Consider the following 22,058-nt stretch of genomic DNA (forward strand, 5'->3'; position numbering starts at 1 on the left):
CGAGCGACTCGGGCAATACTCGTGACCGACAACGCCAAAAGGGTTCAGCCATATTCGCAGACTTACAACCGGGTATCGGCTTGAACGATAGTCTGGGGCCCCAAGGCCGCCGACATTCAATGATCGCACCGGAGTTCATTTCGGACTGCGGAGCGGACGCTTCCATTCGTCCCGCAAGGAGCGGGGCGGGCTGGCGTAATTGCCATCCAGGTACTCCGGGTCGTCGCGGACCATCTCGGTGAGCATGCGGCGCAGCATCCAGTTGCGGCCGGACATCTCGGTCGGTTGCGACGCCATTGGCACCAGCGCGTCCATGAAGTCCGGATATCGCACCGCCCAGATCCACGCGTGCATGCCGCCCATCGAGTTGCCGATCAGCAGGCGCAAGTGCCTGATGCCCAGGCCCTCGGTCAGGAGCCTGTACTGCGCGAGCACCATGTCGTCGTAGTTGTAAGCCGGGAACCGCGTGCGCAGCCCGTCCGACGGCCTGGACGATCCGCCGGCTCCAATTCCGTCCGGGAGGACGATGAAATAATTGTTGGCATCAAGCGGCTGTCCGGGCCCGAACAGCTCTCCCGCGAACGCGGGCGTCAGCATGCTGGCACCTGTGCCCGTCGTGCCGTGCAGGACCAGGACCGGCTCGCCGGACGGGTCGCCGATGGTTCGGTAGTGTAGCCGCACCTCCGGCATCACCTCCCCGGTGTGGAAACGGAAGTCTCGCGCGATCCAGTCGCCTTCCTTCGGTGCAGGATAATCGGCCAAAATTGCAATATCTCGTTAGCGGCATAGGCGTGCGACGCAATCCGATGGCCTGGATTACCCGGAAATCGGTTCAAGAGTCTGAAGCGCACCCCCCTGCCGAGCAGAAGCGTAGGCCGCATCCATGACCTGCATCATCGCCTCGGCGTCGCGCAAGGACGCGATCGGCCTTGCACCTGTGCGGCATTCACCAAGCACTCGCTTGACGAACAGTGGGTAGTAAATGTCGGTCTCTAACTGGAGACGGCGACTGCGAGTGCCGGCGGCAAGATTGTTCCGGTCCCGAATCTCGATCCGGTCGGGGCCCGATTTTGCGTACATGCGATCGGATGAAAGGGTGAAGGAGAATTCGCGCTGCTCGTCTTGAGTACTGGGAAAGCTGTATCCGGTCTCCACGAGCCCGATCACGCCGTCTTCGGTTTGCATTGTCAGCAACGAGTAATCCTCGACGGCGCCTCGATGCGTTCGGGAGTTCATGGTGGCGGAGACTCGCGCGACTTCTTTGCCGGTCAGTAATCTGAAGAGATCGATGAAGTGGGTTGCGACATTGATCGTGGATCCGCCTCCGGAAAACACAGGATCGAGTGCCCAACCTGCGCCTGCAGCTTCGTAACGACCAGGCGCACCTACAATGAAACGGAAAGACATGTAGTTAAAGTCCGACGGTATGCAATCCTCCGCATCTTCCAGTGCGCCGAGCAACTCGCTCATCCGGAAGATCAACGGTACGGCGCAATAAAGATTGGCTTCCTCGGTCAGTTTGCGCAGCCGCGTGACCTGCGACATGTTTACGCCGCAGGGTTTCTCCAGCGCGAACGGAATTTTTCGTTCGATCACCGCCTCCGCGAGCGTCGGCATTTCGGAATGCCGCCCAAACACAAACGCGAAATCGACATCCTCGCGCTCGAGCAACTCATACGCCGACGAGTACAACGTGCTCCCAAAGCGCGCGGCAATTGCCTGTCCTTTTACTTGCTCCGCATCTGAAACGGCTACCACCTGGATACCGGGCGCCTCGAGCGCATCGAGATAGAGTGGGACATGCCAATGGCTGGCCTCCAGCAATGCGACTTTCATGCGTGTTCTCCCTTCGCACCGTCGACGAATCGACTCCGTGCTTGCGCGATGCGCGCATTAAAGCTGGCCGCACATACCAATGTGGAAACGTTGAAACTGTTCATCGCATCTTCCCTCCATTCAAACTGGTAAAACTGTCGATTCCGGGCGCTTTCCCAGAGGCGTTAGCGCATTAACGACTTGCGTTCGTTGCAGGCGCGAAAAGCACGCCGTCGTCTGGTGCTGACCTGCCAGCAGGGTGGTAATCGAACCCAAGGAAGCGTAGGGCATGCACTGCCTGCCCTTCATGCATCGGCCCCCCGTCCTGGGTACGACAGCCGCGCGCATGCGCGGCGCGGCGAAGCTGCGTCGGCTCTGGCGCATTGATGATGTCTACGACGATGGTGCCGGGTGCGAGCCGCTCGGGATTTACCGGCATGGCGTCATTCGCGTTCATGCCGAGCGGTGTGGCATTGATCACGACTTCGAAACCGTGCGGGTCGGGAGGTCCGGAATGCGTGATGCAACCGGTTTCGGCAGCAACGGATTCCGCGAGCTCGCCAGCCCGCTGCTCATCGACGTCGGATATGGTTAACGTTCGGGCGCCCGCCGCCGCGACTGCAAATGCGATAGCCCTGCCCGCGCCTCCGGCACCGACGAGAAGAACGGACTTATTCGCCGGTTGATTGCCTTCCCATTGCATGCCAAGCACACAGCCCACGCCATCGAATATGGCGCCGACCCAGCGTCCATCTTCGTTGCAACGTATCACGTTGAGTGCGCCGACCCTGGAAGCAGTGGGATGGAGTTCGTCGACAAAATCCAGCATCCGTTGCTTATGAGGCATTGTGACCAGCAGGCCGGAAAGATTGCGTAACGCTCGTGCGCCGGCGACGAATGCGGACAGGTCTTCCGCCTTGACCCAAAACGGAACGCAGACCGCGTCCGCGCGCTGTTCGATAAAAAGCTGGTTCAGCAGTTGCGGCGACTTGGCTGCCGTCAGCGGATCGCCCACTAACCCGTAAAGTCGCGTTCTTCCCGTGATATGTGGATGCATTGCGGCCTCATGTCCGATGTTGACGGAAGGTGCAGTCATAGCTTACTGCTCACTTCCAGGGTGCCGGGGCTTCGGCGAGATCCCATGTTCCGTAGACAGCGGGCTCGTTAATCTCGATGACTTCAAGGTCATCGGAGCGCCAGATCACATTGTGCGGAACGCCGGCGGGTTGCGAGAGGTCGTCCCCGGCGTTGAGAGTCACATCGCCCTCGACGCCGGCGAAACGGAACGTCACCGATCCGCGCAGCACATACAGATAGTGCGCAGTCATGTCGTGCCAATGCCAGCCCGTGGCATCGGTGAACGGGGTCAGTGCGCGAATGTGCTTGGCGCCGATGCGACCGTTGGTCACCGCGGCGAGTCCGAGGTCGCGATACTCGGAGTCCGCGCGCAGCCCTTCCTTGTTCCAGACCGCTGCGGATGCGCTCACACGTGCGAACGGAGTCAGGGATTGCGCGAGTTCGCGCGGGCCATCGTAACGTGGCGTACCTTGGTTGTGCATGTGTCTTTCTCCTGTGTGGCATCAGATATTGGCGAGTGCCGCAGCCGCGTGTTCCTGCCCGGCTCGTCCGAAAAGCGTAAGTTGCGCCGGGCGGTCGCTGCCGATATGGCCCTTGCTTTCGGCTACGAGCGCAGTTGGTTCGTCAGATCCTGTGAGCCGGCTGTTCCGGTCGCCTCACGCAACATCTCGGCGCGCAGACGATCGTATTCGGCTTTGGGTACAGGGACCGCGTTGCGGTCGCCGAGATCGTGGAGCCGGACCCGGTACGTCTCGCGCGTGGTAAAGGCGGCGATCGCGGCCACGACACAGATGCCGAATGTCAGGGCTCCGATCTTCAGTGGAATATTGGCGGAGCCGGGGGGGCGCGACCGCGACGAAGAATGCCGGGAGCAGCGCGGAAAGCGTCGTCCCGACGTTCTGTCCAATGGCCATCCCGGACACGCGCACGCGCGTGTGGAACAGTTCGGAGAACAGGCTCGGGAATACGCCGTTGAAGCCCTGATAGGCGATGCCCCACATGAGCACCGAGAGAACCATCGCCAGCCACACGTTATGGATGCTGATAGCGTACAGATACACGAACGAGAGCAGTCCAGCGCTGAGCGTGCCGACAAGGACTGGCGGCCTGCGACCAATCCTGTCTGAGAGGTTGCCGACGAAGGGAATCAGGATCACTGCGCAGATATTGCCCAGAACAGGGATCCACAGATACATGCCGGGAGGGAAGCCGATGCCGTACGCCGGCTGAACCGCGTAGGCGGTGCCGAAGACCGCGGCGACAAGGGCGATGACGGCGGTAAGCGCCATGCAGACCACGCGCACGACATCGTCCCAGCTCTGCCGGAGCACTTCGACGACTGGCGAAGCGGGAATTTCGCCGTGCACGCGCTCCTCGGCGAACGCCGGGGTCTCATCGACTTTGCGGCGAATGACGTAGCCCGCGATGAGAACGACGATGCTGAGCAGGAACGGAATCCGCCAGCCCCAGGAGGCGAACTGGTCCCTGGGCATGAAATGCGCGAGAGGCAGGAAGATCGCTGCCGCCATGAGCTGTCCGGCCTGCACCCCCTGGAGGGTAAAGCTCGCGAAGTAGCCGCGCCGGCCGAACGGTGCGTGCTCGAGAATCATTGAACTGGCGCCGGAGAGCTCCCCGGCCACCGCGAAGCCCTGGATGAGGCGAAGAACCACGAGCAGCACCGGCGCCCAGATGCCGACCTGCTTATAGGTTGGCAGGACCCCGACGGCCATCGTTGAAAAGCCCATGAGGAACATGCAGAGGAGCAGCACCGTCTTGCGGCCGTGGCGGTCGCCCCAGTGGCCGAGGACGACGGCGCCCACCGGGCGGGCGATATAGCCGACACCGAAGGTTGCCAGTGAGGCGATGATGGCGACCGTTGGATTATCAGACGGAAAGAAGAGCTGCGGGAACACCAGCGACGCCGCAGTCGCGTAAATGAAGAAGTCGTAGTACTCCAGCGCCGAGCCGATCCAGCCGCTGGCCGCGGCGATCTTCGACTGGCGCTTGCCGTGAGGCTTAACCCGGGTGTTCCGATTCATGCTTGTCTCCATCGTGATTGACTTTCCGGTGCTGTTTGTCTATTGTTGTAACACCGTTCCATTAAGAATCATGTTACGTCAATTATGAGAGTTGTCAAGGGAGCAGTTGACCGGTCGCTACAGGCGATCGAGTTGCTCGCACGTGAGGCGCGCTGGATGCGCATCTCCGATATCGCCGCCGAACTCGGGCTGGAGAAGGGCCCCGCCCACCGCGTACTCGCGCAACTGTGCGAGCAGGGCTGGGCGGAACAGGATGAACAGACCTCCCAGTACCGTCTGACCTTGAAGCTGTCCCTGCTCGGTCAGCGGTACCTGCATGGGCTTGGTCTGCCGGGTCTGGTGCAGCCGATCCTCGATGAGGTCGCGGGTCAGTGCCGCGAGCTGGTCCGGCTGACGGTGGTCAACGAAGGAACACTCGCGTGGCTGGCAGCGTCCCAGGGCGCGGCACCGGGCCTGATGTATTCGCCGTCCATGCATAGTCCCATCGTCTTGCATGCCACATCGGTTGGCAAGGCGTGGCTGGCTGGAATGCCGAACGGCCAGGCGATCGAATACGCCCTGCGTGGTGGACTCGGAAAAGCGTCCGCCGCGGGCGCATGGACGCCGAAGGCCATTACCAGCGTCGAGCAGCTGATTCCGGAGTTGGAGCGGACCAGGCAGCGTGGCTATGGCCTTGTCGTCGAAGAGGCCGAGCCGGGTGTCGTCGCATTGGCGGTGCTGGTGCGTGCACGGCCTGACGGTGCGGTGGTCGGCACCATGAGCATTGCCGGGCCGGTCACACGGGTTCAGCCGGAGCGTTACGAGGCCTTTTACGCGCTATTGCAGCAAGCGTCCGCGAAGCTGGGTGCCGTATGGCCGCGCCAGAGCGTCTGTGCGGATGTGAGTAGGGCGGCATGAGCACGCCGGATGCAGATCAGGCTGTCGGGCGACTCACCGCGCTGGATGAGCAGGCAGCACGTATCCTCGTCGCGGCGCGCCGGCAAGGCACGCTCGTGGAGCGCCTTCCCATCGAGCTGCGGCCCGCGAATCTGGACGAGGGTTTCGCGATCCAGCAACAGGTGGGCGATCAGTTCGGCCGGCAGGCTGGCGCGTGGAAATGTGCGCTGCCGCCGGCGGGCAAACTTATCGCTGCGCCAATCTACGACGCCGTCATTCATCGAGGCGCCCAATGCCGCATTCGCGCCATGCCTGGGCATTCCTTGGTAAGGGCAGAGCCTGAACTCGCCTGTTTGCTGGCTCGCGATCTGCCGCCACGGCGCGAAGCGTATGGCGAAGCCGAGGTGCTCGACGCTCTCGGGAATGTTCACCTCGCGCTCGAACTGCTGGGCAGTCGCTATGCGCATCCGGAATCGCTGACGTTTCCTGAATTGCTGGCAGACGGTCTGTTCAATGCCGGTCTTGTCATTGGGCCACGCGTTGAGTTGCGCGATGGCGCGACGCCGGCCGATCTCCCGGTCGAATTCACCGTCAGTGTGACTCGCGCCGGACACGACATGGTCAGTTTTGCTGGACGCCACCCTGATCGCAGCGTGCTCGCGCCGATCGTGTGGCTCGTCAATTTTCTCCGCGTCCGCGGCCTTGGATTGCATGCCGGCCAGGCGGTGATCACGGGCTCTTACGCGGGCGTGCTCGAGTTGCCGATCGGCTGTGAGTTGCATATCGGCTTCGGTGATCTCGGCACGTTGCCGATACTTTTTTTGTCTTGATAGGAGTCTTCAAATGCGTCTCGTCCGTTTCGGCCAGCCTGGTCAGGAGCATCCCGGTGTCATCGATTCGAGCGGCGTGATCCGCGATCTGACCGGTGTCGTCGACGACATCGACGGAACGACTGTTTCGCCTGCGGCCCTTGCGAAGCTGAGCGAACTCGATCTGAATCGCCTGCCCGTCGTGGAAGCGGGCACGCGCCTGGGCCCCTGTATCGGCAATGTCCGTAACCTCGTGTGCATTGGTCTGAACTACACCGACCATGCCGCCGAAACCGATACGCCGATTCCGCGGGAACCTGTCGTGTTCAACAAGCATACGGGGTCGATCAGCGGTCCGAACGATCCGGTCATCTTGCCGGCAGACGCGCAAAAGCTGGATTGGGAGGTCGAACTGGGCGTGGTGATCGGCAAACCCGCCTGGCAGATCGACGAAGCCACCGCGCTCGATCATGTGGCGGGTTACTGCCTTGCCAATGACGTTTCCGAACGCGCGTATCAGCTCGAACGCGAAGGCCAGTGGACCAAGGGCAAAAGCGGCTTCTCTTTTGCGCCGCTCGGCCCGTGGCTCGTAACGCGTGATGAAGTGCCCGACCCGCAGGTGCTCGACCTGTGGCTCGACGTCAACGGCACACGTCGTCAGACGGGCAACACACGCACGATGATCTTTAACGTCGCGCATATCGTGGCGTATCTCAGCCGCTTCATGCCACTGATGGCTGGCGACGTCATTATTACCGGGACGCCTCCCGGTGTCGGCCTCGGTCAGAAGCCGCCCGTCTTTCTGAAAGCGGGCGACACCGTGACCCTCGGCGGCAGCGGACTCGGCGAGCAGAGCCAGAAGGTGGTGCGGTATGCGGATTCGCTTGGCACGGCATGGGGCCGTGGCGAATATCCGTTGGCACGATAAAACGATTCGATCTGTAGAAGGAGGAGATATGAGCCTTGCTGGAACGGGCGTCGTCGCAATCTGGCATGACCTGCTGCCGGAAGCGAAAGATGAATTCTACGAGTGGCACAACCGCGAGCACATGCCGGAACGCGCCGGAATTCCGGGGTTCAGGCGCGGGCGGCGCTACATTGCGCTGGATGCGGGCCCCGAGTACTTCAATCTGTATGAAGCCGACACCGTGGAGGTGCTCGGCGCGCAGGACTACCTGCTTCGGCTCAATTCGCCGACGCCGTGGACGAAGCAGGTCGTCGCCTCGTTTCGCAGCGTGGCCCGCTCGATCTGCCATGTGGCGTATTCCGACGGTGTGGGCCAGGGCGCCAGTCTCATGACGGTGCGCTTCGACGTGCCTTCCGCGGCGCGGGCCGATGTCGTGAAGGGATTGCGTCAACGGGTCTTGCCGCCGCTCGCCGACCGGCCCGGGACCACGGGCGTGCACCTGTGTCTGGCCGATGAGGCCGTCAGCAAGGTCGAAACTGCTGAGAAGAAGGCGCGTTCGGAAGGCACCCAGGTGCCGACATGGATCGTGATGATCGAAGGATGCCGTGCCGACTACGTCCGCACAACAGTGGACGCTTTCCTTGCCGGGCTCACTGCTTTGCCAGGGGCCGCTGCGGTTGCGCCGGACTCCACGCTCTATCAACTCGAGTACACGCGCTGCAAGACGCCGTGGAGCGCTGGCTGAAACGTCGTTTGAACACGGCTGCAACCCGCGTCACGCGACGCCGCGCAGCCGGCCCTGAAACTGTCGTTACGCATTGAGAAACGAAGGAGTAGTTCCATGTCGTCCCCTGTTGCGAGCAAGTCCGTCGCATCGACCGCGGTCAGACCGGTTCGCGTCATTCGACTCAACCCCGTTGACGATGTCGTCATCGCCCTCGATCAGCTCATGTCCGGCACGGTGCTGGATGAGGAAGCGGTGACGGTCTCGGGATTGATCCCGCCCGGTCACAAAGTGGCGACACGCGACATCGGTGAAGGTGAAGCGGTGCACCGTTATGGCCAGATCATCGGCTTTGCGAGTCAGCCGATCCGCGCGGGGCAGCACGTTCACACCCATAATCTCGCGATGGGCGAATTCGCCCGTGACTACGCGTTCAGTCAGGGCGTACGTGCCACTGTCCCGTCAACTGAATCGGCGACATTTCGCGGCATTGTGCGTGAAGACGGCCGTGTGGCAACGCGCAATTACATCGGCATCCTTACCTCGGTGAACTGCTCCGCCACGGTCGCGCGAGCCATTTCCGACTATTTCCGCCGTGACATTCATCCTGAAGCGTTGGCCGCGTTTCCGAACGTCGATGGCGTCGTCGCGCTCACCCATGGTTCGGGTTGCGCTATTGACTCCGAAGGCGACGGCCTCGCGATCCTCCAGCGCACACTTGGCGGCTATGCGTGCCATCCCAACTTCGCGGGCGTGCTGGTTATCGGCCTGGGCTGTGAAACGAATCAGATTTCGCGGCTGCTCGAAACCCAAGGGCTCAGGGAACACGACCGCTTGCGAACCTTCACGATTCAGGACACCGGTGGCACGACCCTGACTATTGCAAAAGGTATCGAACTGGTTCGGCAGATGTTGCCCGACGCGAATGACGTTAAGCGGGAAACGGTTTCGGCAAGTCATCTCACCATTGGCCTTCAATGCGGTGGGTCGGACGGATATTCGGGCGTCACGGCCAATCCTGTGCTGGGTGCAGCCGTCGATTTGCTCGTGCGGCGCGGCGGTACCGCGATTCTCTCGGAGACGCCGGAGATTTATGGCGCCGAGCACTTATTGACCCGCCGCGCGGTAACGCCCCAAGTGGGACAGAAACTGGTCGATCGCATCAGGTGGTGGGAAGCATACGCGCAGCGGCAAGGGGCGCAGATCAACAACAATCCGTCGGCGGGCAATAAGGCCGGCGGTTTGACGACCGTCCTCGAGAAATCGTTGGGCGGCATCGCAAAGGCAGGCTCCACGAACCTGGTCGAGGTGTACGAATACGCCCAGCCGGTTAGGGCGCGCGGTCTCGTGTTCATGGACACGCCTGGCTACGATCCGGTGTCGGCGACCGGCCAGGTTGCCGGCGGTGCGAACCTGATCTGCTTTACGACGGGACGCGGTTCGGCTTACGGCTGTGCGCCCTCGCCATCGGTAAAGCTCGCGACAAACACCGCGCTGTGGCAACGTCAGTCCGACGATATGGACCTGAACTGCGGAGAAGTGCTGGAAGGCAGCACAACGATCGAGCAACTTGGCGCAGTGCTGTTCCAACTGCTGCTCGACGTGGCCTCCGGGAAACGCTGTCGTAGCGAGCAGCACGGTTACGGGCAAAACGAATTCGTGCCTTGGCAAATCAGCGCAATCATGTGAGCCGCTGTTGTCCGGCACAAGTAGAGCGTGCACCGCACTGATGCTCAGCAATAACCCATACCAGGTTGGAAAAAGATTAGATGCCATTGAATGACCGATCCGCGTTGCCTGACGATCTGGAGCAGGGGGTGCTCGTGGGGCGCGCGTGGTGCCCCGATATCGGCGCGCCGTGTCCTGTTGCCGTTATCGGTGGCGAACTGGTGGATGTGTCGTCGTTCGCGCTGACGACCAGCACGCTGCTTGAGCAGCCAGGAATCGGCCTTCGGCTGAAGGAGGCCGCTGCGAACCTGCCGAGACTTGCGACACTGGACCTGGTTCTTGCCAATTCCGCCTTCGATCGGCGCGATCCGTCGACTCCTTGGCTCATCGCGCCATGTGACCTTCAGGCGGTCAAGGCGAGCGGTGTGACGTTCGTCGAAAGCCTTCTGGAGCGGGTGATCGAGGAGCGCTCGGGAGGCGACGCGAGCCGGGCCGACGAAGTGCGCGCGCGTGTCATGTCAGTACTGGGCGATCGGCTCGCAAGCGTTCGCCCGGGGTCTGCCGAAGCCGAAGCGGTGCGCCACGTACTTATTCAGGAAGGAATGTGGTCGCAGTATCTGGAAGTCGGCATCGGTCCCGATGCGGAAATTTTCACGAAAGCGCAGCCCATGTCCGTTGTCGGTACCGGCAGCGAAATCGGAATTCATGAAAATTCGCAGTGGAATAACCCGGAGCCTGAAATCGTGCTGGCGGTGACCAGCCGGGCGGAAATCGTCGGCGCCGCGCTTGGGAACGACGTCAATCTCCGGGATTTCGAAGGCCGGAGTGCGCTGCTGCTCGGTAAGGCGAAGGACAACAACGCGTCAGCTTCGATTGGCCCGTTCATTCGCCTCTTCGACAGTAGATTCGGTCTCGATGATGTTCGGGCTGCGGAGCTTTCGCTACGCGTAGAAGGAACAGATGGATATGTTCTGACAGGGGCGAGCTCCATGAAACGCATCAGCCGGGACCCGACAGAACTCGTTGCGCAAGCGATGGGCTCTCACCATCAATACCCGGACGGAATGATGCTGTATCTCGGGACGTTGTTTGCACCGACCGCGGATCGTAGCGTGCCAGGGCAAGGATTCACGCATCAGATCGGCGATACGGTGACGATATCGAGCCCGCGATTCGGTGCGCTCATCAACACGGTCAACCATTCGCATCGCATTGCGCCCTGGAAGTTTGGGGTCGGCGCACTGCTCGCCAGCATTCTTCGTGGGCATACCGGGAAAGCGGAGTCGTAGTCGCTCCATTGCCCGTGGGTCCGTTGATATTTCATTGACTATCAGCGGACCGGAGGCTGTCAACGCAGTTGTCGCGTCACTTCAAGCAACCTGCTTTAAACGCATCCTCAAACTGGACCGTTGCGGCTGCGTGGTCCAAGCGGTGCCCATATCGGATCTTGCCCGCGCGCGATGCGGCCAAGGATCTATATGAAGCTTGCGCCTCCGTTGACGGGGATCGTTTGGCCCGTGATGAATGCGTTGCCGACGACCATCAGCACGACCTCCGCGACCTCGCTCGCTTCGCCCAAGCGCCCGACGGGCAGCCTTTCTGCGACGTTGGACGCCTTAAGCGGTCCAGCCATTTCGGTGTCGATCGGTCCCGGTGCAACGGCGTTGACGGTGATCCCTTCGCGGGCGAGCCGTGCAGCATAGCCGCGCGTCAAGCCTTCGAGCCCGGCTTTCGATGCGTTGTAGTGAACGCCAACCAAGCCGGGGCCGCGGGCGGCGGCCGACGAGACGTTGACGATGCGGCCCCAGCGCCTCGCGCGCATGCCGGGCAGCACTGCCTGCGTGCAGAGAAACGCCGATTTCAGATTGACGGCGAGCGTTCGATCGAACTCCGCTTCCACAAGATCATCGATGTCGACGATCGTCGCGGTGCCCGCGTTGTTCACGAGCACGTCGATCAGGCCGAGGCGGTTTTCCACCTCGACGATCATCGCTTCGACGTCGTCTCCGACCGATACGTCGGCGCATACCGCTATCGCGCGGCCTCCGGCGCGTTCGATTTCCGCGACGACGTCGGCCGCGTCGTTCTCGCGTTGCCGATAGTTGACGGCGACTGCTGCGCCGGCTGAGGCAAGCGCGATCGAAATGGCGCGTCCGATTCCGCGCGAGCCGCCGGTCACCAAGGCGACACGATCGTTTAAGTTGAGCGAATGAGCTGGCATCGTGGAACTCCTCAGTTGCGGGGGGCAGAACCGGTTGCGGCCTCGTCTGCGAGGCGTGGTGTCGCCGAGCGAGGCGTTGCCGGAAAGCATCCTAGTTTGCCCCCTTCAAAGCGTCTTCGCCGGAAAGTCGCCCTCTTGCTTTCATCGATCTTTCGGCCGTTCTGGCTTGCGGATTCAACCGGTCGATGCAACAGTTTGATGAAATCGCTCAGCTGGTGCGTCGAAGTTTAGTGTTTTCCGAGGGCGTTCATTGAGCCGCCTTGCTACTGCATTAAGCCGGGCCTGTGAGTAGACGGAGAGAGCGGCAAGAAGCATTGGTCGCCGGCAAAAGCGATAGAATGCCCGCTCTGCAAAAGACAATATTGACGGGGTACACGGCATGGAGCGGCCGGGCGCGCAGCGTTGGCATGAGCAAACGTTTCTAGGTGTCTTTCGCGGACAACCTGAGAAGGAGCAGGCGCTCCTCCGGATATGCCTGGGCACGGTCGTGTTGATCGGCTATATCGCCGTCGCCGCGCTCCAACGCACGGCCGCCGCGTATGACACTCTGGGCGTGGTTTTCGCATACGTTGTATTCGGCGTGGCGACATACGTAGCCGCGACCGCCGCGACAGTTCGGCCGCGCCTTCGATTGACGGTCACCACCATTGCAGACCAGGCGCTTGTCATGACTGCCTTGGCGCTCGGCGGGCGCGTGGCGCTGCCCTTGCTCTGGGTCGTGTTCTGGTTCCTTGTGGGTGCCGGTTGCCGCCACGGCAAGCGGCCGTTGCTACTTTCATGTGCAGTTGCGCTTGCAGGCGTCGTGATTTTGATGCACGTCGAGCCGTGGTGGAGAGAAAACCTCGCGGTGGGATTGGGCATCATGCTCAGCATCGCGGCGACTTCCGTGTACTTGATGGCCCTCGTGCATCGGCTCGAACGGCAGGCTGCGACGGACCCTCTGACAGGACTCAGCAACCGCACTCGCCTCGAGCAGGCGATCGCTAAAGCGACTGCGGCGCGAGACGACGATAAAGGACAGTCTGTCTTGCTGTTCATCGATCTCGACGGCTTCAAGTACGTCAATGACGCTTATGGGCATGCGGTGGGTGATGAACTGTTGCAGTGCTTCGCCAACGGTCTGCAGACACGCATTCGCCGCGGCGATACGGTTGCCCGCCTGGGAGGCGACGAGTTCGCGGTGCTCGCCCGCCATGTGCATGGCAAGGTCGGCGCGCGCGCGATTGCCGACGGTATTCACGACATCCTTCATGGGCTTCGAGAGATCGGCGGTCATCCGTCGCCGTATCGGCCAGCATTGGCGTGCGCATGCTCGGTACCAATAGCGCGGACGAACGTCTTGATGTACACGCCCTGATGCGCCAGGCCGATAGCGCGATGTATCGCGCCAAAGCGAACGGGACGGACAAAACCTCATTCTTCGATGAGACGGGTGCCGGCGCGTAAGCGGACCGGGTTCCCCGCGGTGCCCTGCTCGTGCTGTCCAGCCAGCCCGCGCCGCACAACTCGAATCTGCGTCTATCCAGCGAGCGCCTGATCGCTTCGCCGATCGACTGGTACGGGCCGGCCGCCGTGGTGCAAAAAACGCATGTCGATCATTTTCCGCAATGCCTCGCGTCGCGCGGCATGGGCGTGTTTGCGCTCGCGGCGTTAGGCGCCGAGCGCAACGATCCCATGCATCACGGCTTGCGCTGGCTCGGCCGCTCGCCGGAAGTGAAGGAGGAAATACACGCAATCGTGTCGCGGCGCGGGCGGCATCATCCTTCGACGCAAAAGGTGTTGAGTGCGGCGCATGCGTGAGCGCGTTCGTGATCACGAAAAAGAAGGTTCGGTTTTTCCGAAGCTGCATTTCCGTTATTTCTGCTTTTTCCTCGACGCCTTCTCACCGTACTCTTGAGCCGTACCCACGAAGGAGGTGTCTCATGCAAGTCCTGTTCAAGTCCCGCGACCGTGAAGCCGTCCGTCTGCGCAGCTTCGCGCGCCAACGCATCCGGTTCGTTTTTCGCCGCATGGACTGGCTGATTTCGAAGGCGACCGTCAGCATGTCGGACATCAACGGCCCGCGCGGCGGACTCGACAAACGCTGCCAGGTGCAGGTGCAGACGCCCGATGCGACGCCTGTCGTCGTGACCTCGATCGCAAGAGACTGGCGCGGCGCACTCGATCTCGCGCTGGCCCGCGCGGCGCGTTCGATCATCCGCAGGCAGCAGGCGCGCATTGCGACTCGGGGTCCCCGTGATTTTGATGCCGTTTACCGGGGTAGCGGCCTCTAGGCGCGACAAGGCCTAGCGGACTGCCCCTAAGACAATGCCGCTCGATTCGTTCTGGAAGGCTCGGATAGCAACGCACCGCTGGGCGCTACCTATTACCGAAGCTTGGCGGCCGCCGGGTAATTCGCTTCCTGGCATTGCCATATCGGGCCCCTCAGTCGGTTGCAACCGGCGAACGCGGCGACGAATTGCCGGGACGTCGCCGCGATAAAGGCGAGATCGATTGTGCGACTGCAGTCAATACCCGCGAAACAGCGTACTGCCGGCTTTCCGCCAACATCCGTTGGTAAAGTAGTGAACGAACGACCGCAGTACTTCAGGAAGAGACGGTGGCAAGAGCTGTTGTCGAATGACATAAAAGGGTCGCTTGGCGACCTTTGCACGGTTCCATTTCTCGGCTCGCAAGGCGCGATCGGCCCAATGGAACTATCGCATTGCGATCATCGTCAGCGCAGCTGTATCGCGGACGACGCCGGCGCCTTAGTCGGGTTCCGCCTGCTGGCATTCCGCCTGATACCAACGCCACCGTTTTGCTGGAGCCTGTTCATTTATCGCCGCTGCTCAATTCGTGGTGCTCATGCGAGTGCGTGGCCATCCGGCCGGGTGCGGCCATCGCCACCCACCGGCACGTGCTCTCACGAGGACATTCGAACGTCGCGTTCACATCGGAAACGGCCCCGCTAAACGTTGAACAGTTCGCTACGCGCCGCGTCCATGATCATCGCCACAGCCGGGTGGCTGACGTGGCGCTCGATAGAGATTGCAAAAAATTCCTCGACGATCGAATTGATCTGCCCGACTATCGTCAGGTTGTGCTCTGTCTGCAACTGGCTTTCGAGCACGGTTGGCGCGAACAGCAGGCCGCGGCCTTCGCGGCCGAATGCCATGGTCATCGCTCCGTCGTCGAACTCGCCGACGATGCGCGGCGAAATGGCGTGCGAGGCGAGCCAGTGATCCAGCTTGCGCCGCACGGCGGATTCCGTGCCGGGCAGTAGCACAGGCAGCTTGTCGAGCGACATCGGGAAGCGTTTTTTGCTGCCTTGAATCAACGCCTGGGTTCCGAAGCAGCTTAGCGTCGAACGTCCGAGGCGGTGATTGAACGCCTTGATGTTGACGTCGACGGGAATGGGGGCGTCCGCGATGATCAGATCGAGGCGGTGCACGGCCAGTTGCGCGAGCAGCGCGTGCAGTTTGCCTTCGTGACAGATCATGCGCAGCGACGCCGACGCGCTCAGCGCGGGTTCCAGCAGCCGGTACGCAATCGCCTTGGGGACCGAATCCGCGATCCCGACGCGAAACCGCGTTTGCGCACCGGCTTCGCTTTCGCGCCGCACAGCGCTTTCGAGTTCCGAACCTAACGAAAATATCTCGTCGGCGTAATCGAGCGCGAGGCGCCCGGCATCGGTCAGTTCGAGCGTGCGGCCGGTTTTCCTGAACAGCTTCTTATCCAGCGCCTCTTCGAGAAGCTTGATCTGGCCACTGAGCGTTTGCGGCGTGATGTGCAACTGCTCGCCCGCGCGCACGATGCCGCCCGCGCGAGCCGCGACCCAGAAGTAATAGAGATGCTTGAAATTCACGAACCCTCCACCGATTACGGAAAGATACGTTTTTCTCGAAGTATCAACAATAAAAATACGAATTTTATGTTGGCATGAGCTCAGTTAGATTGAAACCTCGCCCCGAAGCGTCGGCGGGCGTTTCATGACAGTTGACAGAGGTGACATATGGCATCGGTTGCAGAATTGCTGCGTGCGAAAGCTTCCCGGACAGTGTGGTCGATCGAGGCATCCGCTTCGGTTTACGACGCGATATCGATCATGGCTCACAGGGAGGTTGGAGCGCTCATCGCCGCGCACGACGGGCGCATAGCCGGCATCGTGACGGAGCGCGATTACGCCCGGAAGATCGTTCTGATGGAACGCTCGTCAACGAATACGCCTGTGCGCGACATCATGTCGACGGCGGTGCGTTATGTCAGTCCGGAGCAGACGACGGACGAGTGCATGGCGATCATGACAGAACATCAGATTCGCCATCTGCCTGTGATCAGCGCAGGGCAGGTGACAGGAATGGTGTCGATCGGCGACCTGATCAAGAACCTGATTTCCGAGCAGGAACACACCATCCGGCAACTGGAGCACTACATCCACGGCAACGGTTTTCACGCCGCTTTTGATGGATCGAAGGCACAACCAGCGGCGAGCTTGCGTAGCTAAAAATATTACTGTTCGTAATGTATTTGCGCGCGCAAATGGAGCGCGTTGCGGGCAGTTTCGCGACTCATCGAAAGAGGTTTTTATGTACACGCAAATCATCAACAAATTACGACGTGCTGCCGGTGCAGTCACGCGCGGGACGGCCGCGCTCGGTCTGGCGGGACTGCTGGCGCTGGGCGCCGTGGCGTCGAACGACGCCGAGGCGAAGCGCGTAGGCGGGAGTCAAAGCATCGGGCGGCAGTCGCAGACGGCGTCGCCGTCTGGACAAGCGCAGCGAAGCCAACAGGCACAGCCGGCACAACAGGCCGCGCAGGCGCCTGCTGCGGCAGCGGGTAACCGCTGGATGGGCCCGCTGGCTGGTCTCGCTGCGGGCCTTGGGATTGCAGCATTACTGTCGTCGTTTGGCCTGGGCGAAGGGCTGGCGCAGATGCTGTCGAATGCGTTGCTGATCGGGGCGGTGATTTTCGCCGGCGTGATGCTATTCCGCTTTATCGCCAACCGGCGTCGTCCGGATCTTGCCTATGGACACGGTCCCGTGAACCGCCAGCAAACGAACGGCTCACGGTTTCTGAATCAGATCCCGCAAGCGCGGCCTGAAGCGAACTTGCGGGGCAGGCCGAACGCGGCGATGGGTTCGACGGGAGCAGCGGACACGGAGAGGACAACGGGACTACCACTCGAGCAAGATCAGGCGGCGTTTCTTGTATCGGCAAAGACCTTGTTCATGCGCCTTCAAGGCGCATGGGACCGGAACGAGCAGGGTGACCTGTTCGAATTGACGACGCCGGAGATGTTCGCGCAAATCAAGCGGGACCTCGAAGCTCGGGGTCGCCAGGTGAGTCATACGGAAGTCACGCAACTTGACGCGGAAGTGCTTGGCACAGAACGCAATGCGGATGAAACGCTGGTTAGCGTTCGCTTTTACGGTCAAATGCGGGAAGACGATGCGCCGACTGCCCAGCCGTTCCAGGAAGTCTGGAACATGGTCAGCGACGCACGTGGCAACCAGGCGTGGCGACTGGCCGGCATTCAGCAAATTGACGGATGAGAGCGTAGTTGAAACCGGCAGCGGCCTGCTGCCGGTTACTCGTGAGGGTCGTGCGTGCCGCGGAACTACCTGAGACCAACCTTTCGCCAGCGACCGTGCGTGAGAAAGTCGAGCGCCACTTGCGGAGCGGCAAACGCTGGGCGCATGAGGCGATAGTCGGCCATCTCCGGCCGTTCGCCCGCACCAACAAATGGACACTCAAACGGCCGCTCCACCTAGGAAGCGGCCTACCTGGGTCCGTTGATCAATCGATCAATCGCATGGACATCACGAGGGTGGATGCGGTACCGATGCGCTCTGTCCGAGCGCGGAAAGAGCGCAACTGCCAGCGCCGAAGCACCGAAGCACGCCCAAACGGCCCGCGTACGTCGAGCCTATCTGCGACCTCTTCGTTTCCGGGAGCAGGAGACATCTCAGCGCCCGGTTGATCGATCGATTCCACAAGCTCCCGATGGGGCGACTCTAGCAGTCGGCTCGGGATAACGGCGACACTGCGCCGCGATGAGTTACCGCCGCGCGCACAGAAGTACTCCATCGGGGCGACGCGAACCGAAGCCGCGTCGGCCGCTTAGCCGATGGCGGTGGCCGCCGGAATCGTGAAGTAGAAGCGAGCACCGCCATGGGCGGACGCGTTGTCCGCCGCGATGCGCCCGTAGTGGGATTCGAGGATCGAGCGGCAAATGGGCAAGCCTAAGCCCATGCCGTTTTCCTTGGTCGTGAAGAAGCTCTCGAAGAGGCGGTCGACGTGCTCGGGGGCGATGCCGGGCCCGCTGTCCTCGATAGCGCAGCACACGATGGAGGCATCCCGCACGGTGGTCCTGATGGTGATCTTGCGCTCCGGGCTTCCCGCTTGCTCCATCGCCTGCATGGCGTTGACGAGGAGGTTGACGATTACTTGTTGGAGCTGAATGCGGTCAGCGAGCACCTTCAACCCTCCCAAAGCGAACTGGTGCGATACCGTGACGCCGCGTGACTGGACTTCAGGTCGTAGAAACACGAGGGCTTCATCGATGAGCTCGTCAAGCGACACCAGCTTGTGCTCGGGCACTCGCCGGACCGCCATCTCGCGAATGCGGACAATGATGTCCGCACAACGCCGCACGTCGGCTGCGATGCGCGCGCTCGCTTCGAGCGCCTCCTCTATGTTGGGCACTTGCCGGTCTATCCAGTTTCGACCAGCTTCGTTATTCGTGCTGATAGCGGCGAGCGGCTGCTTCAGCTCGTGGGCGATTGAGGCGGTCAGTTCGCCCAGCGTCGAGACGCGCGCGGCATGTGCAAAGTCCGCCTGCACGTCCCTAAGCGCTGCCTCGGCACGCTCGCGGGCGGCGACTTCCGCGAGCAGCGCTTCACGCGCTTCCAATTTCTTGCTCAGGCCGACTCCAATGTGAACAAAGCCTGCGGTCACTATTAGCACGCTGACGGTGATACAGCGGTTAGTCCAGTCAATCCAGTCGAAATTTGGGTGCCCTACCGGTGTGTTTCCCGCAGAAAAACCGACCACCGTCAGCACCGCCGTGACCGCAGTACCGCCCCACAACCATCGAGCGGACCGAGTCCAGGCCAGGGCCACAATTACACATACATAGAAAACCGCAGGATTGATGTCGCCTGGCGAGTAGTAGTCCAAGCCAAAGATGAGCATGGTTAATACGCAGACCAGGGTCTTGGCCCGTGCAGGGGAGAGACCCTGAAGCGGGCCCCATTTTGTTCTCGCTCCACCAAAAGAATGGGGCTCGCGCCCGATGATTTCTGTGACCTGATGAACGCGGGATCTGGTCGCCTCCTTGATCACGGTTCTCGCTCCTTCGGATTAGGGAGTGCAAGTGCCGCACCTCGATGGCTCAATCATAGGTCACCTACCGCCAGGTTTCGGTTGTGGTAGGCGTTAGCTGTCACGAAGAGCGAACGCCCGGAGCTGACCGGGTCGAGGCCGGTCTCCACCCCGATCATGCTCGATAACGGCCATTCGCCGGCGCCGTGCTACCAGCCGGAATGGCGCTGTACGTTGTCGGCCGGCATGAAGGCGCGGATGACCGTTGAACATTGGAAGCTGCCATTGAGGTGTACAAGGGTCCAGCGGCCGGATCGGGGCGATGCCGGCCTCTCGTTGCCACGCACGCCGCTCGCTCAACATACGCAATCACCGATCCAGGCACGACGCCGACAGCCACGTCGGTCCCGCCGATGCCCGGCCTTTCTGGCCTAAGATATTTCAAAGGAGCATCCGTGCGAGGGGCATCATGAAAGCACTTATCGTTGCTGCGACATTGACGGCTGGCTGTTCCCTCGCCTACGCGCAGACTTACCCGCAGGAAGCGCTGGCTGACCAAAGCATGGGGGCCTATAGAGCGCAATTGGAAGCGCAGAAGCAACAGATCGAACTCCAGAACGAACAACTCCAATTACTGAAACAACAGCGCGACCTGGATTTGCTGAGGCAGCAGCGCGAACTGAATTCGCTGAGGCAACAGCGCCAATTCGACTTGCTCAGACAGAAGCGCTAGATCGCTGTGAGGCGCGGCACCCGCCTCAAGATTCGGCTTGGCAACGGCCATTGCAGCGCCGAACGCTCAGTCTGTGTGGCGCCACTGGAGGGCATCAGGCGTTGAAGTCCTATACGCAAGTAAAGCATTCCTGTTCGCACCAGCCGAACGTCGCGACCGACATCGTGTTCGAAGCGGGGAAGAACTGCTTGTCATATCGATCGAGGGCGGCGGGGCGGATCAGCGCAAATGTCCCCGCCGAAGGTCGCTCTCGCGTGCGGCGACCGCTCACATGACGTGGACGAGATTAATGTAACTGCTTCTTCAGATCGCTCAGTTCGGCGGGGACGGGCAAAAATAGCCTTCCACCTCGCCCCGACGGCCATAGCCATAAGTAAAGCGGACCCATCATCGGCTTTTTTATTGCTTTACCCGCTCCTCGTTCTACCCGACAGTCACCTCAGCGCGCCGCCACGGCAGCTTGCAGCCGAAACGCGATTGATCAGTGCTGACGGCTACCTACGACAATGAGGACCTGCATTGCAGAAAATCTGCGGGTCCGGGAGACGAGACGATGAGTCATGTGGAAGCTCCCAATAGCGAAGATATCGATGTCTGGTTATCTAAATTATCAGAAAGACAAGGCATCGAGATGAAGACTTCAATTAATGATTAGATCCCGGATTGCTTTTTATATTTAACCGACATTCATACTGGATTCGATATGTCTAACCATGTGATTTTGCCGCGCATCCTCCAGGTCGGCGCCAACGCCAGCGAGACAGTTCCCACGGTTCTGGCGACTCTCGGCTGCAGTCGACCTCTGATCATCACCGACAAGATGATGGTGCAGCTGGGCTATGCCGGGCGCATTCAGGAAAATCTCGCCGCCAATGGCATGACAGCCGAAATTTTCGCTGATACGGTCCCCGAGCCCACGGTTGACTCGATTCGAGCTGGCGTGGAGAAGGCTCGCGCAGGAGACTACGACAGTATCATTGCACTGGGCGGCGGCAGTCCGATCGACAGCGCCAAGGCGATTGGCATTCTTGCCAAGCATGGCGGAGAAATGCGCGACTATAAATTTCCGCGCATTGTTACCGAAGTTGGGTTGCCCATTATCGCGGTGCCCACCACTGCGGGAACCGGCTCGGAAGTGACCCGTTTCACGATCATCACTGACCAGCAGAACGACGAAAAAATGCTCTGTGTGGGCATCGGCTTCATGCCCGTGGCAGCCTTGGTCGACTATAACCTGACCCTCAGCCTGCCGCCGCGCGTCACCGCCGATACGGGTATTGATGCGCTGACCCACGCGATCGAAGCCTACGTCAGCCAGAAAGCCAACCTGTACAGCGACAGTCAGGCCCTGGCGGCCATGCGCTTGATTGGCCCCAATCTGCGTAAAGCCTATCGATCCGGCCAGGATACAGCCGCCCGCGAAGCCCTGATGCTCGGTTCGACGCTCGCCGGTGTGGCGTTTTCCGCTGCGTCCGTGGCGCTGGTACACGGCATGAGTCGACCGATCGGCGCCTTTTTCCACGTTCCCCATGGGCTGTCCAACGCCATGCTGCTGCCCAGCGTGACCGCGTTCTCGATCCCGGCGGCGGAAGAACGCTACGCTGATTGCGCTCGTGCCATGGGCGTGGCCGACAGCCAGGACAGTACGCAGGCCGCCAACGTCAGGTTGCTCGCTGAATTGCGGTCGATCAACGATGACCTTCAGGTGCCGACGCCCGAACAATTTGGTATCGACCGCGAGCGCTTCTTCAGCTTAATGCCGACCATGGCACAGCAGGCTCTGGCCTCTGGCTCGCCTGGCAATAACCCACGCGTGCCCTCGGTCGCGGAAATGGTCGAGCTCTACCGCGGTCTCTGGTAAGCGAATTCCCCCTCAAAAAACCG

The 22,058-nt window shown here is 61.2% G+C and carries 18 protein-coding genes and 4 pseudogenes; 13 read left to right on the forward strand and 9 right to left on the reverse strand.

The genetic code is table 11. From position 1 onward, the window contains the following. Positions 1 to 171: 171 nt before the first annotated feature. From OKW38_RS08850 to OKW38_RS08870, 5 genes and pseudogenes are all read right to left on the reverse strand, one after another. Positions 172 to 771, reverse strand: a pseudogene (locus tag OKW38_RS08850) (alpha/beta fold hydrolase); the annotation flags it as partial. 45 nt (positions 772 to 816) lie between these two features. Beyond that, positions 817 to 1,836 carry a Gfo/Idh/MocA family protein gene (locus tag OKW38_RS08855; protein ID WP_184003693.1) on the reverse strand — a complete coding sequence of 340 codons (1,020 nt, stop codon included), beginning with the start codon at positions 1,834 to 1,836 and terminating at the stop codon, positions 817 to 819. A 172-nt stretch (positions 1,837 to 2,008) separates the two neighbouring features. Beyond that, positions 2,009 to 2,911 (reverse strand): shikimate dehydrogenase family protein, encoded by a 903-nt coding sequence (locus OKW38_RS08860; RefSeq protein WP_429361058.1) that lies wholly within the window; start codon positions 2,909 to 2,911, stop codon positions 2,009 to 2,011. 10 nt (positions 2,912 to 2,921) lie between these two features. Further along, complete coding sequence (locus OKW38_RS08865; RefSeq protein ID WP_090805074.1) at positions 2,922 to 3,374, reverse strand: cupin domain-containing protein; 453 nt, start codon at positions 3,372 to 3,374, stop codon at positions 2,922 to 2,924. A gap of 122 nt (positions 3,375 to 3,496) precedes the next feature. Further along, positions 3,497 to 4,931: pseudogene (locus OKW38_RS08870) on the reverse strand (MFS transporter). 84 nt (positions 4,932 to 5,015) lie between these two features. On the opposite strand from OKW38_RS08870, the gene OKW38_RS08875 reads away from it, so the two are divergent. From OKW38_RS08875 to OKW38_RS08900, 6 genes are all read left to right on the forward strand, one after another. Then, entirely contained in the window at positions 5,016 to 5,828 is an 813-nt protein-coding gene (locus tag OKW38_RS08875; RefSeq protein WP_429361060.1) for an IclR family transcriptional regulator, read from the forward strand. Beyond that, positions 5,825 to 6,637 (forward strand): 2-keto-4-pentenoate hydratase, encoded by an 813-nt coding sequence (locus OKW38_RS08880; RefSeq protein ID WP_429361062.1) that lies wholly within the window; start codon positions 5,825 to 5,827, stop codon positions 6,635 to 6,637. The genes OKW38_RS08875 and OKW38_RS08880 overlap by 4 nt, the downstream gene beginning before the upstream one ends. A 13-nt stretch (positions 6,638 to 6,650) precedes the next feature. Next, complete coding sequence (locus OKW38_RS08885) at positions 6,651 to 7,544, forward strand: fumarylacetoacetate hydrolase family protein (RefSeq protein WP_429361064.1); 894 nt, start codon at positions 6,651 to 6,653, stop codon at positions 7,542 to 7,544. Next, positions 7,519 to 8,268 (forward strand): hypothetical protein, encoded by a 750-nt coding sequence (locus tag OKW38_RS08890; protein ID WP_429336566.1) that lies wholly within the window; start codon positions 7,519 to 7,521, stop codon positions 8,266 to 8,268. Before OKW38_RS08885 ends, OKW38_RS08890 begins: the two co-directional genes overlap by 26 nt. Before the next feature lie 96 nt (positions 8,269 to 8,364). Next, on the forward strand, positions 8,365 to 9,936 hold the full coding sequence (locus tag OKW38_RS08895; RefSeq protein WP_429361066.1) for a UxaA family hydrolase: 1,572 nt from the start codon (positions 8,365 to 8,367) through the stop codon (positions 9,934 to 9,936). 80 nt (positions 9,937 to 10,016) lie between these two features. Further along, positions 10,017 to 11,204: a fumarylacetoacetate hydrolase family protein gene (locus tag OKW38_RS08900; RefSeq protein ID WP_429361068.1), complete on the forward strand. Its 1,188-nt coding sequence runs from the start codon at positions 10,017 to 10,019 to the stop codon at positions 11,202 to 11,204. A 185-nt stretch (positions 11,205 to 11,389) separates the two neighbouring features. On the opposite strand, the gene OKW38_RS08905 is transcribed toward OKW38_RS08900, so the two are convergent. Together OKW38_RS08905 and OKW38_RS08910 are read right to left on the reverse strand one after the other, a co-directional pair. Beyond that, a complete protein-coding gene (locus OKW38_RS08905) occupies positions 11,390 to 12,136 on the reverse strand; it encodes an SDR family NAD(P)-dependent oxidoreductase (protein ID WP_429336563.1) in 747 nt (248 codons plus the stop codon). Between the two features lie 174 nt (positions 12,137 to 12,310). Next, positions 12,311 to 12,436 (reverse strand): annotated as a pseudogene (locus tag OKW38_RS08910) (IS30 family transposase); the annotation flags it as partial. A 79-nt stretch (positions 12,437 to 12,515) separates the two neighbouring features. Here OKW38_RS08910 and OKW38_RS08915 point away from each other — a divergent pair. From OKW38_RS08915 to OKW38_RS08925, 3 genes and pseudogenes are all read left to right on the forward strand, one after another. Further along, positions 12,516 to 13,493, forward strand: a complete 978-nt coding sequence (locus OKW38_RS08915; protein WP_429361070.1) for a diguanylate cyclase domain-containing protein — start codon at positions 12,516 to 12,518, stop codon at positions 13,491 to 13,493. A 116-nt stretch (positions 13,494 to 13,609) separates the two neighbouring features. Then, positions 13,610 to 13,936: pseudogene (locus OKW38_RS08920) on the forward strand (LysR family transcriptional regulator); the annotation flags it as partial. 122 nt (positions 13,937 to 14,058) lie between these two features. Further along, positions 14,059 to 14,409: an HPF/RaiA family ribosome-associated protein gene (locus OKW38_RS08925; RefSeq protein ID WP_184066411.1), complete on the forward strand. Its 351-nt coding sequence runs from the start codon at positions 14,059 to 14,061 to the stop codon at positions 14,407 to 14,409. 677 nt (positions 14,410 to 15,086) lie between these two features. Here OKW38_RS08925 and nhaR read toward each other — a convergent pair. Next, positions 15,087 to 15,983 carry a transcriptional activator NhaR gene (gene nhaR, locus OKW38_RS08930; RefSeq protein ID WP_429361073.1) on the reverse strand — a complete coding sequence of 299 codons (897 nt, stop codon included), beginning with the start codon at positions 15,981 to 15,983 and terminating at the stop codon, positions 15,087 to 15,089. 147 nt (positions 15,984 to 16,130) lie between these two features. Between nhaR and OKW38_RS08935 the strand changes: the two genes are divergently transcribed. Together OKW38_RS08935 and OKW38_RS08940 are read left to right on the forward strand one after the other, a co-directional pair. Then, positions 16,131 to 16,622 carry a CBS domain-containing protein gene (locus OKW38_RS08935; protein ID WP_429332190.1) on the forward strand — a complete coding sequence of 164 codons (492 nt, stop codon included), beginning with the start codon at positions 16,131 to 16,133 and terminating at the stop codon, positions 16,620 to 16,622. A gap of 82 nt (positions 16,623 to 16,704) precedes the next feature. After that, positions 16,705 to 17,670: a Tim44 domain-containing protein gene (locus tag OKW38_RS08940; RefSeq protein WP_429359829.1), complete on the forward strand. Its 966-nt coding sequence runs from the start codon at positions 16,705 to 16,707 to the stop codon at positions 17,668 to 17,670. A 568-nt stretch (positions 17,671 to 18,238) separates the two neighbouring features. Here OKW38_RS08940 and OKW38_RS08945 read toward each other — a convergent pair. Continuing rightward, on the reverse strand, positions 18,239 to 19,462 hold the full coding sequence (locus tag OKW38_RS08945) for a sensor histidine kinase (RefSeq protein ID WP_244144795.1): 1,224 nt from the start codon (positions 19,460 to 19,462) through the stop codon (positions 18,239 to 18,241). 448 nt (positions 19,463 to 19,910) lie between these two features. On the opposite strand from OKW38_RS08945, the gene OKW38_RS08950 reads away from it, so the two are divergent. Together OKW38_RS08950 and OKW38_RS08955 are read left to right on the forward strand one after the other, a co-directional pair. Then, positions 19,911 to 20,174, forward strand: a complete 264-nt coding sequence (locus OKW38_RS08950; protein WP_090805041.1) for a hypothetical protein — start codon at positions 19,911 to 19,913, stop codon at positions 20,172 to 20,174. A 703-nt stretch (positions 20,175 to 20,877) separates the two neighbouring features. After that, entirely contained in the window at positions 20,878 to 22,035 is a 1,158-nt protein-coding gene (locus tag OKW38_RS08955; RefSeq protein WP_429361075.1) for an iron-containing alcohol dehydrogenase, read from the forward strand. The last annotated feature ends 23 nt before the right edge of the window (positions 22,036 to 22,058 follow it).

The organism is Paraburkholderia sp. MM5496-R1 (assembly GCF_050436205.1).
In the GTDB taxonomy this organism is placed as follows: Bacteria; Pseudomonadota; Gammaproteobacteria; order Burkholderiales; family Burkholderiaceae; genus Paraburkholderia; species Paraburkholderia tuberum.

Bases quoted from the DNA above. Each gene is read 5' to 3' on its own strand.
- OKW38_RS08880 (WP_429361062.1), top strand. From the start codon at position 5,825: ATGAGCACGCCGGATGCAGATCAGGCTGTCGGGCGACTCACCGCGCTG.
- OKW38_RS08905 (WP_429336563.1), bottom strand. From the start codon at position 12,136: ATGCCAGCTCATTCGCTCAACTTAAACGATCGTGTCGCCTTGGTGACC.
- OKW38_RS08925 (WP_184066411.1), top strand. From the start codon at position 14,059: ATGCAAGTCCTGTTCAAGTCCCGCGACCGTGAAGCCGTCCGTCTGCGC.
- OKW38_RS08895 (WP_429361066.1), top strand. From the start codon at position 8,365: ATGTCGTCCCCTGTTGCGAGCAAGTCCGTCGCATCGACCGCGGTCAGA.
- OKW38_RS08955 (WP_429361075.1), top strand. From the start codon at position 20,878: ATGTCTAACCATGTGATTTTGCCGCGCATCCTCCAGGTCGGCGCCAAC.
- OKW38_RS08940 (WP_429359829.1), top strand. From the start codon at position 16,705: ATGTACACGCAAATCATCAACAAATTACGACGTGCTGCCGGTGCAGTC.
- OKW38_RS08865 (WP_090805074.1), bottom strand. From the start codon at position 3,374: ATGCACAACCAAGGTACGCCACGTTACGATGGCCCGCGCGAACTCGCG.
- OKW38_RS08900 (WP_429361068.1), top strand. From the start codon at position 10,017: ATGCCATTGAATGACCGATCCGCGTTGCCTGACGATCTGGAGCAGGGG.
- OKW38_RS08855 (WP_184003693.1), bottom strand. From the start codon at position 1,836: ATGAAAGTCGCATTGCTGGAGGCCAGCCATTGGCATGTCCCACTCTAT.
- OKW38_RS08950 (WP_090805041.1), top strand. From the start codon at position 19,911: ATGAAAGCACTTATCGTTGCTGCGACATTGACGGCTGGCTGTTCCCTC.
- OKW38_RS08915 (WP_429361070.1), top strand. From the start codon at position 12,516: ATGGAGCGGCCGGGCGCGCAGCGTTGGCATGAGCAAACGTTTCTAGGT.
- OKW38_RS08885 (WP_429361064.1), top strand. From the start codon at position 6,651: ATGCGTCTCGTCCGTTTCGGCCAGCCTGGTCAGGAGCATCCCGGTGTC.
- OKW38_RS08860 (WP_429361058.1), bottom strand. From the start codon at position 2,911: ATGACTGCACCTTCCGTCAACATCGGACATGAGGCCGCAATGCATCCA.
- OKW38_RS08935 (WP_429332190.1), top strand. From the start codon at position 16,131: ATGGCATCGGTTGCAGAATTGCTGCGTGCGAAAGCTTCCCGGACAGTG.
- OKW38_RS08875 (WP_429361060.1), top strand. From the start codon at position 5,016: ATGAGAGTTGTCAAGGGAGCAGTTGACCGGTCGCTACAGGCGATCGAG.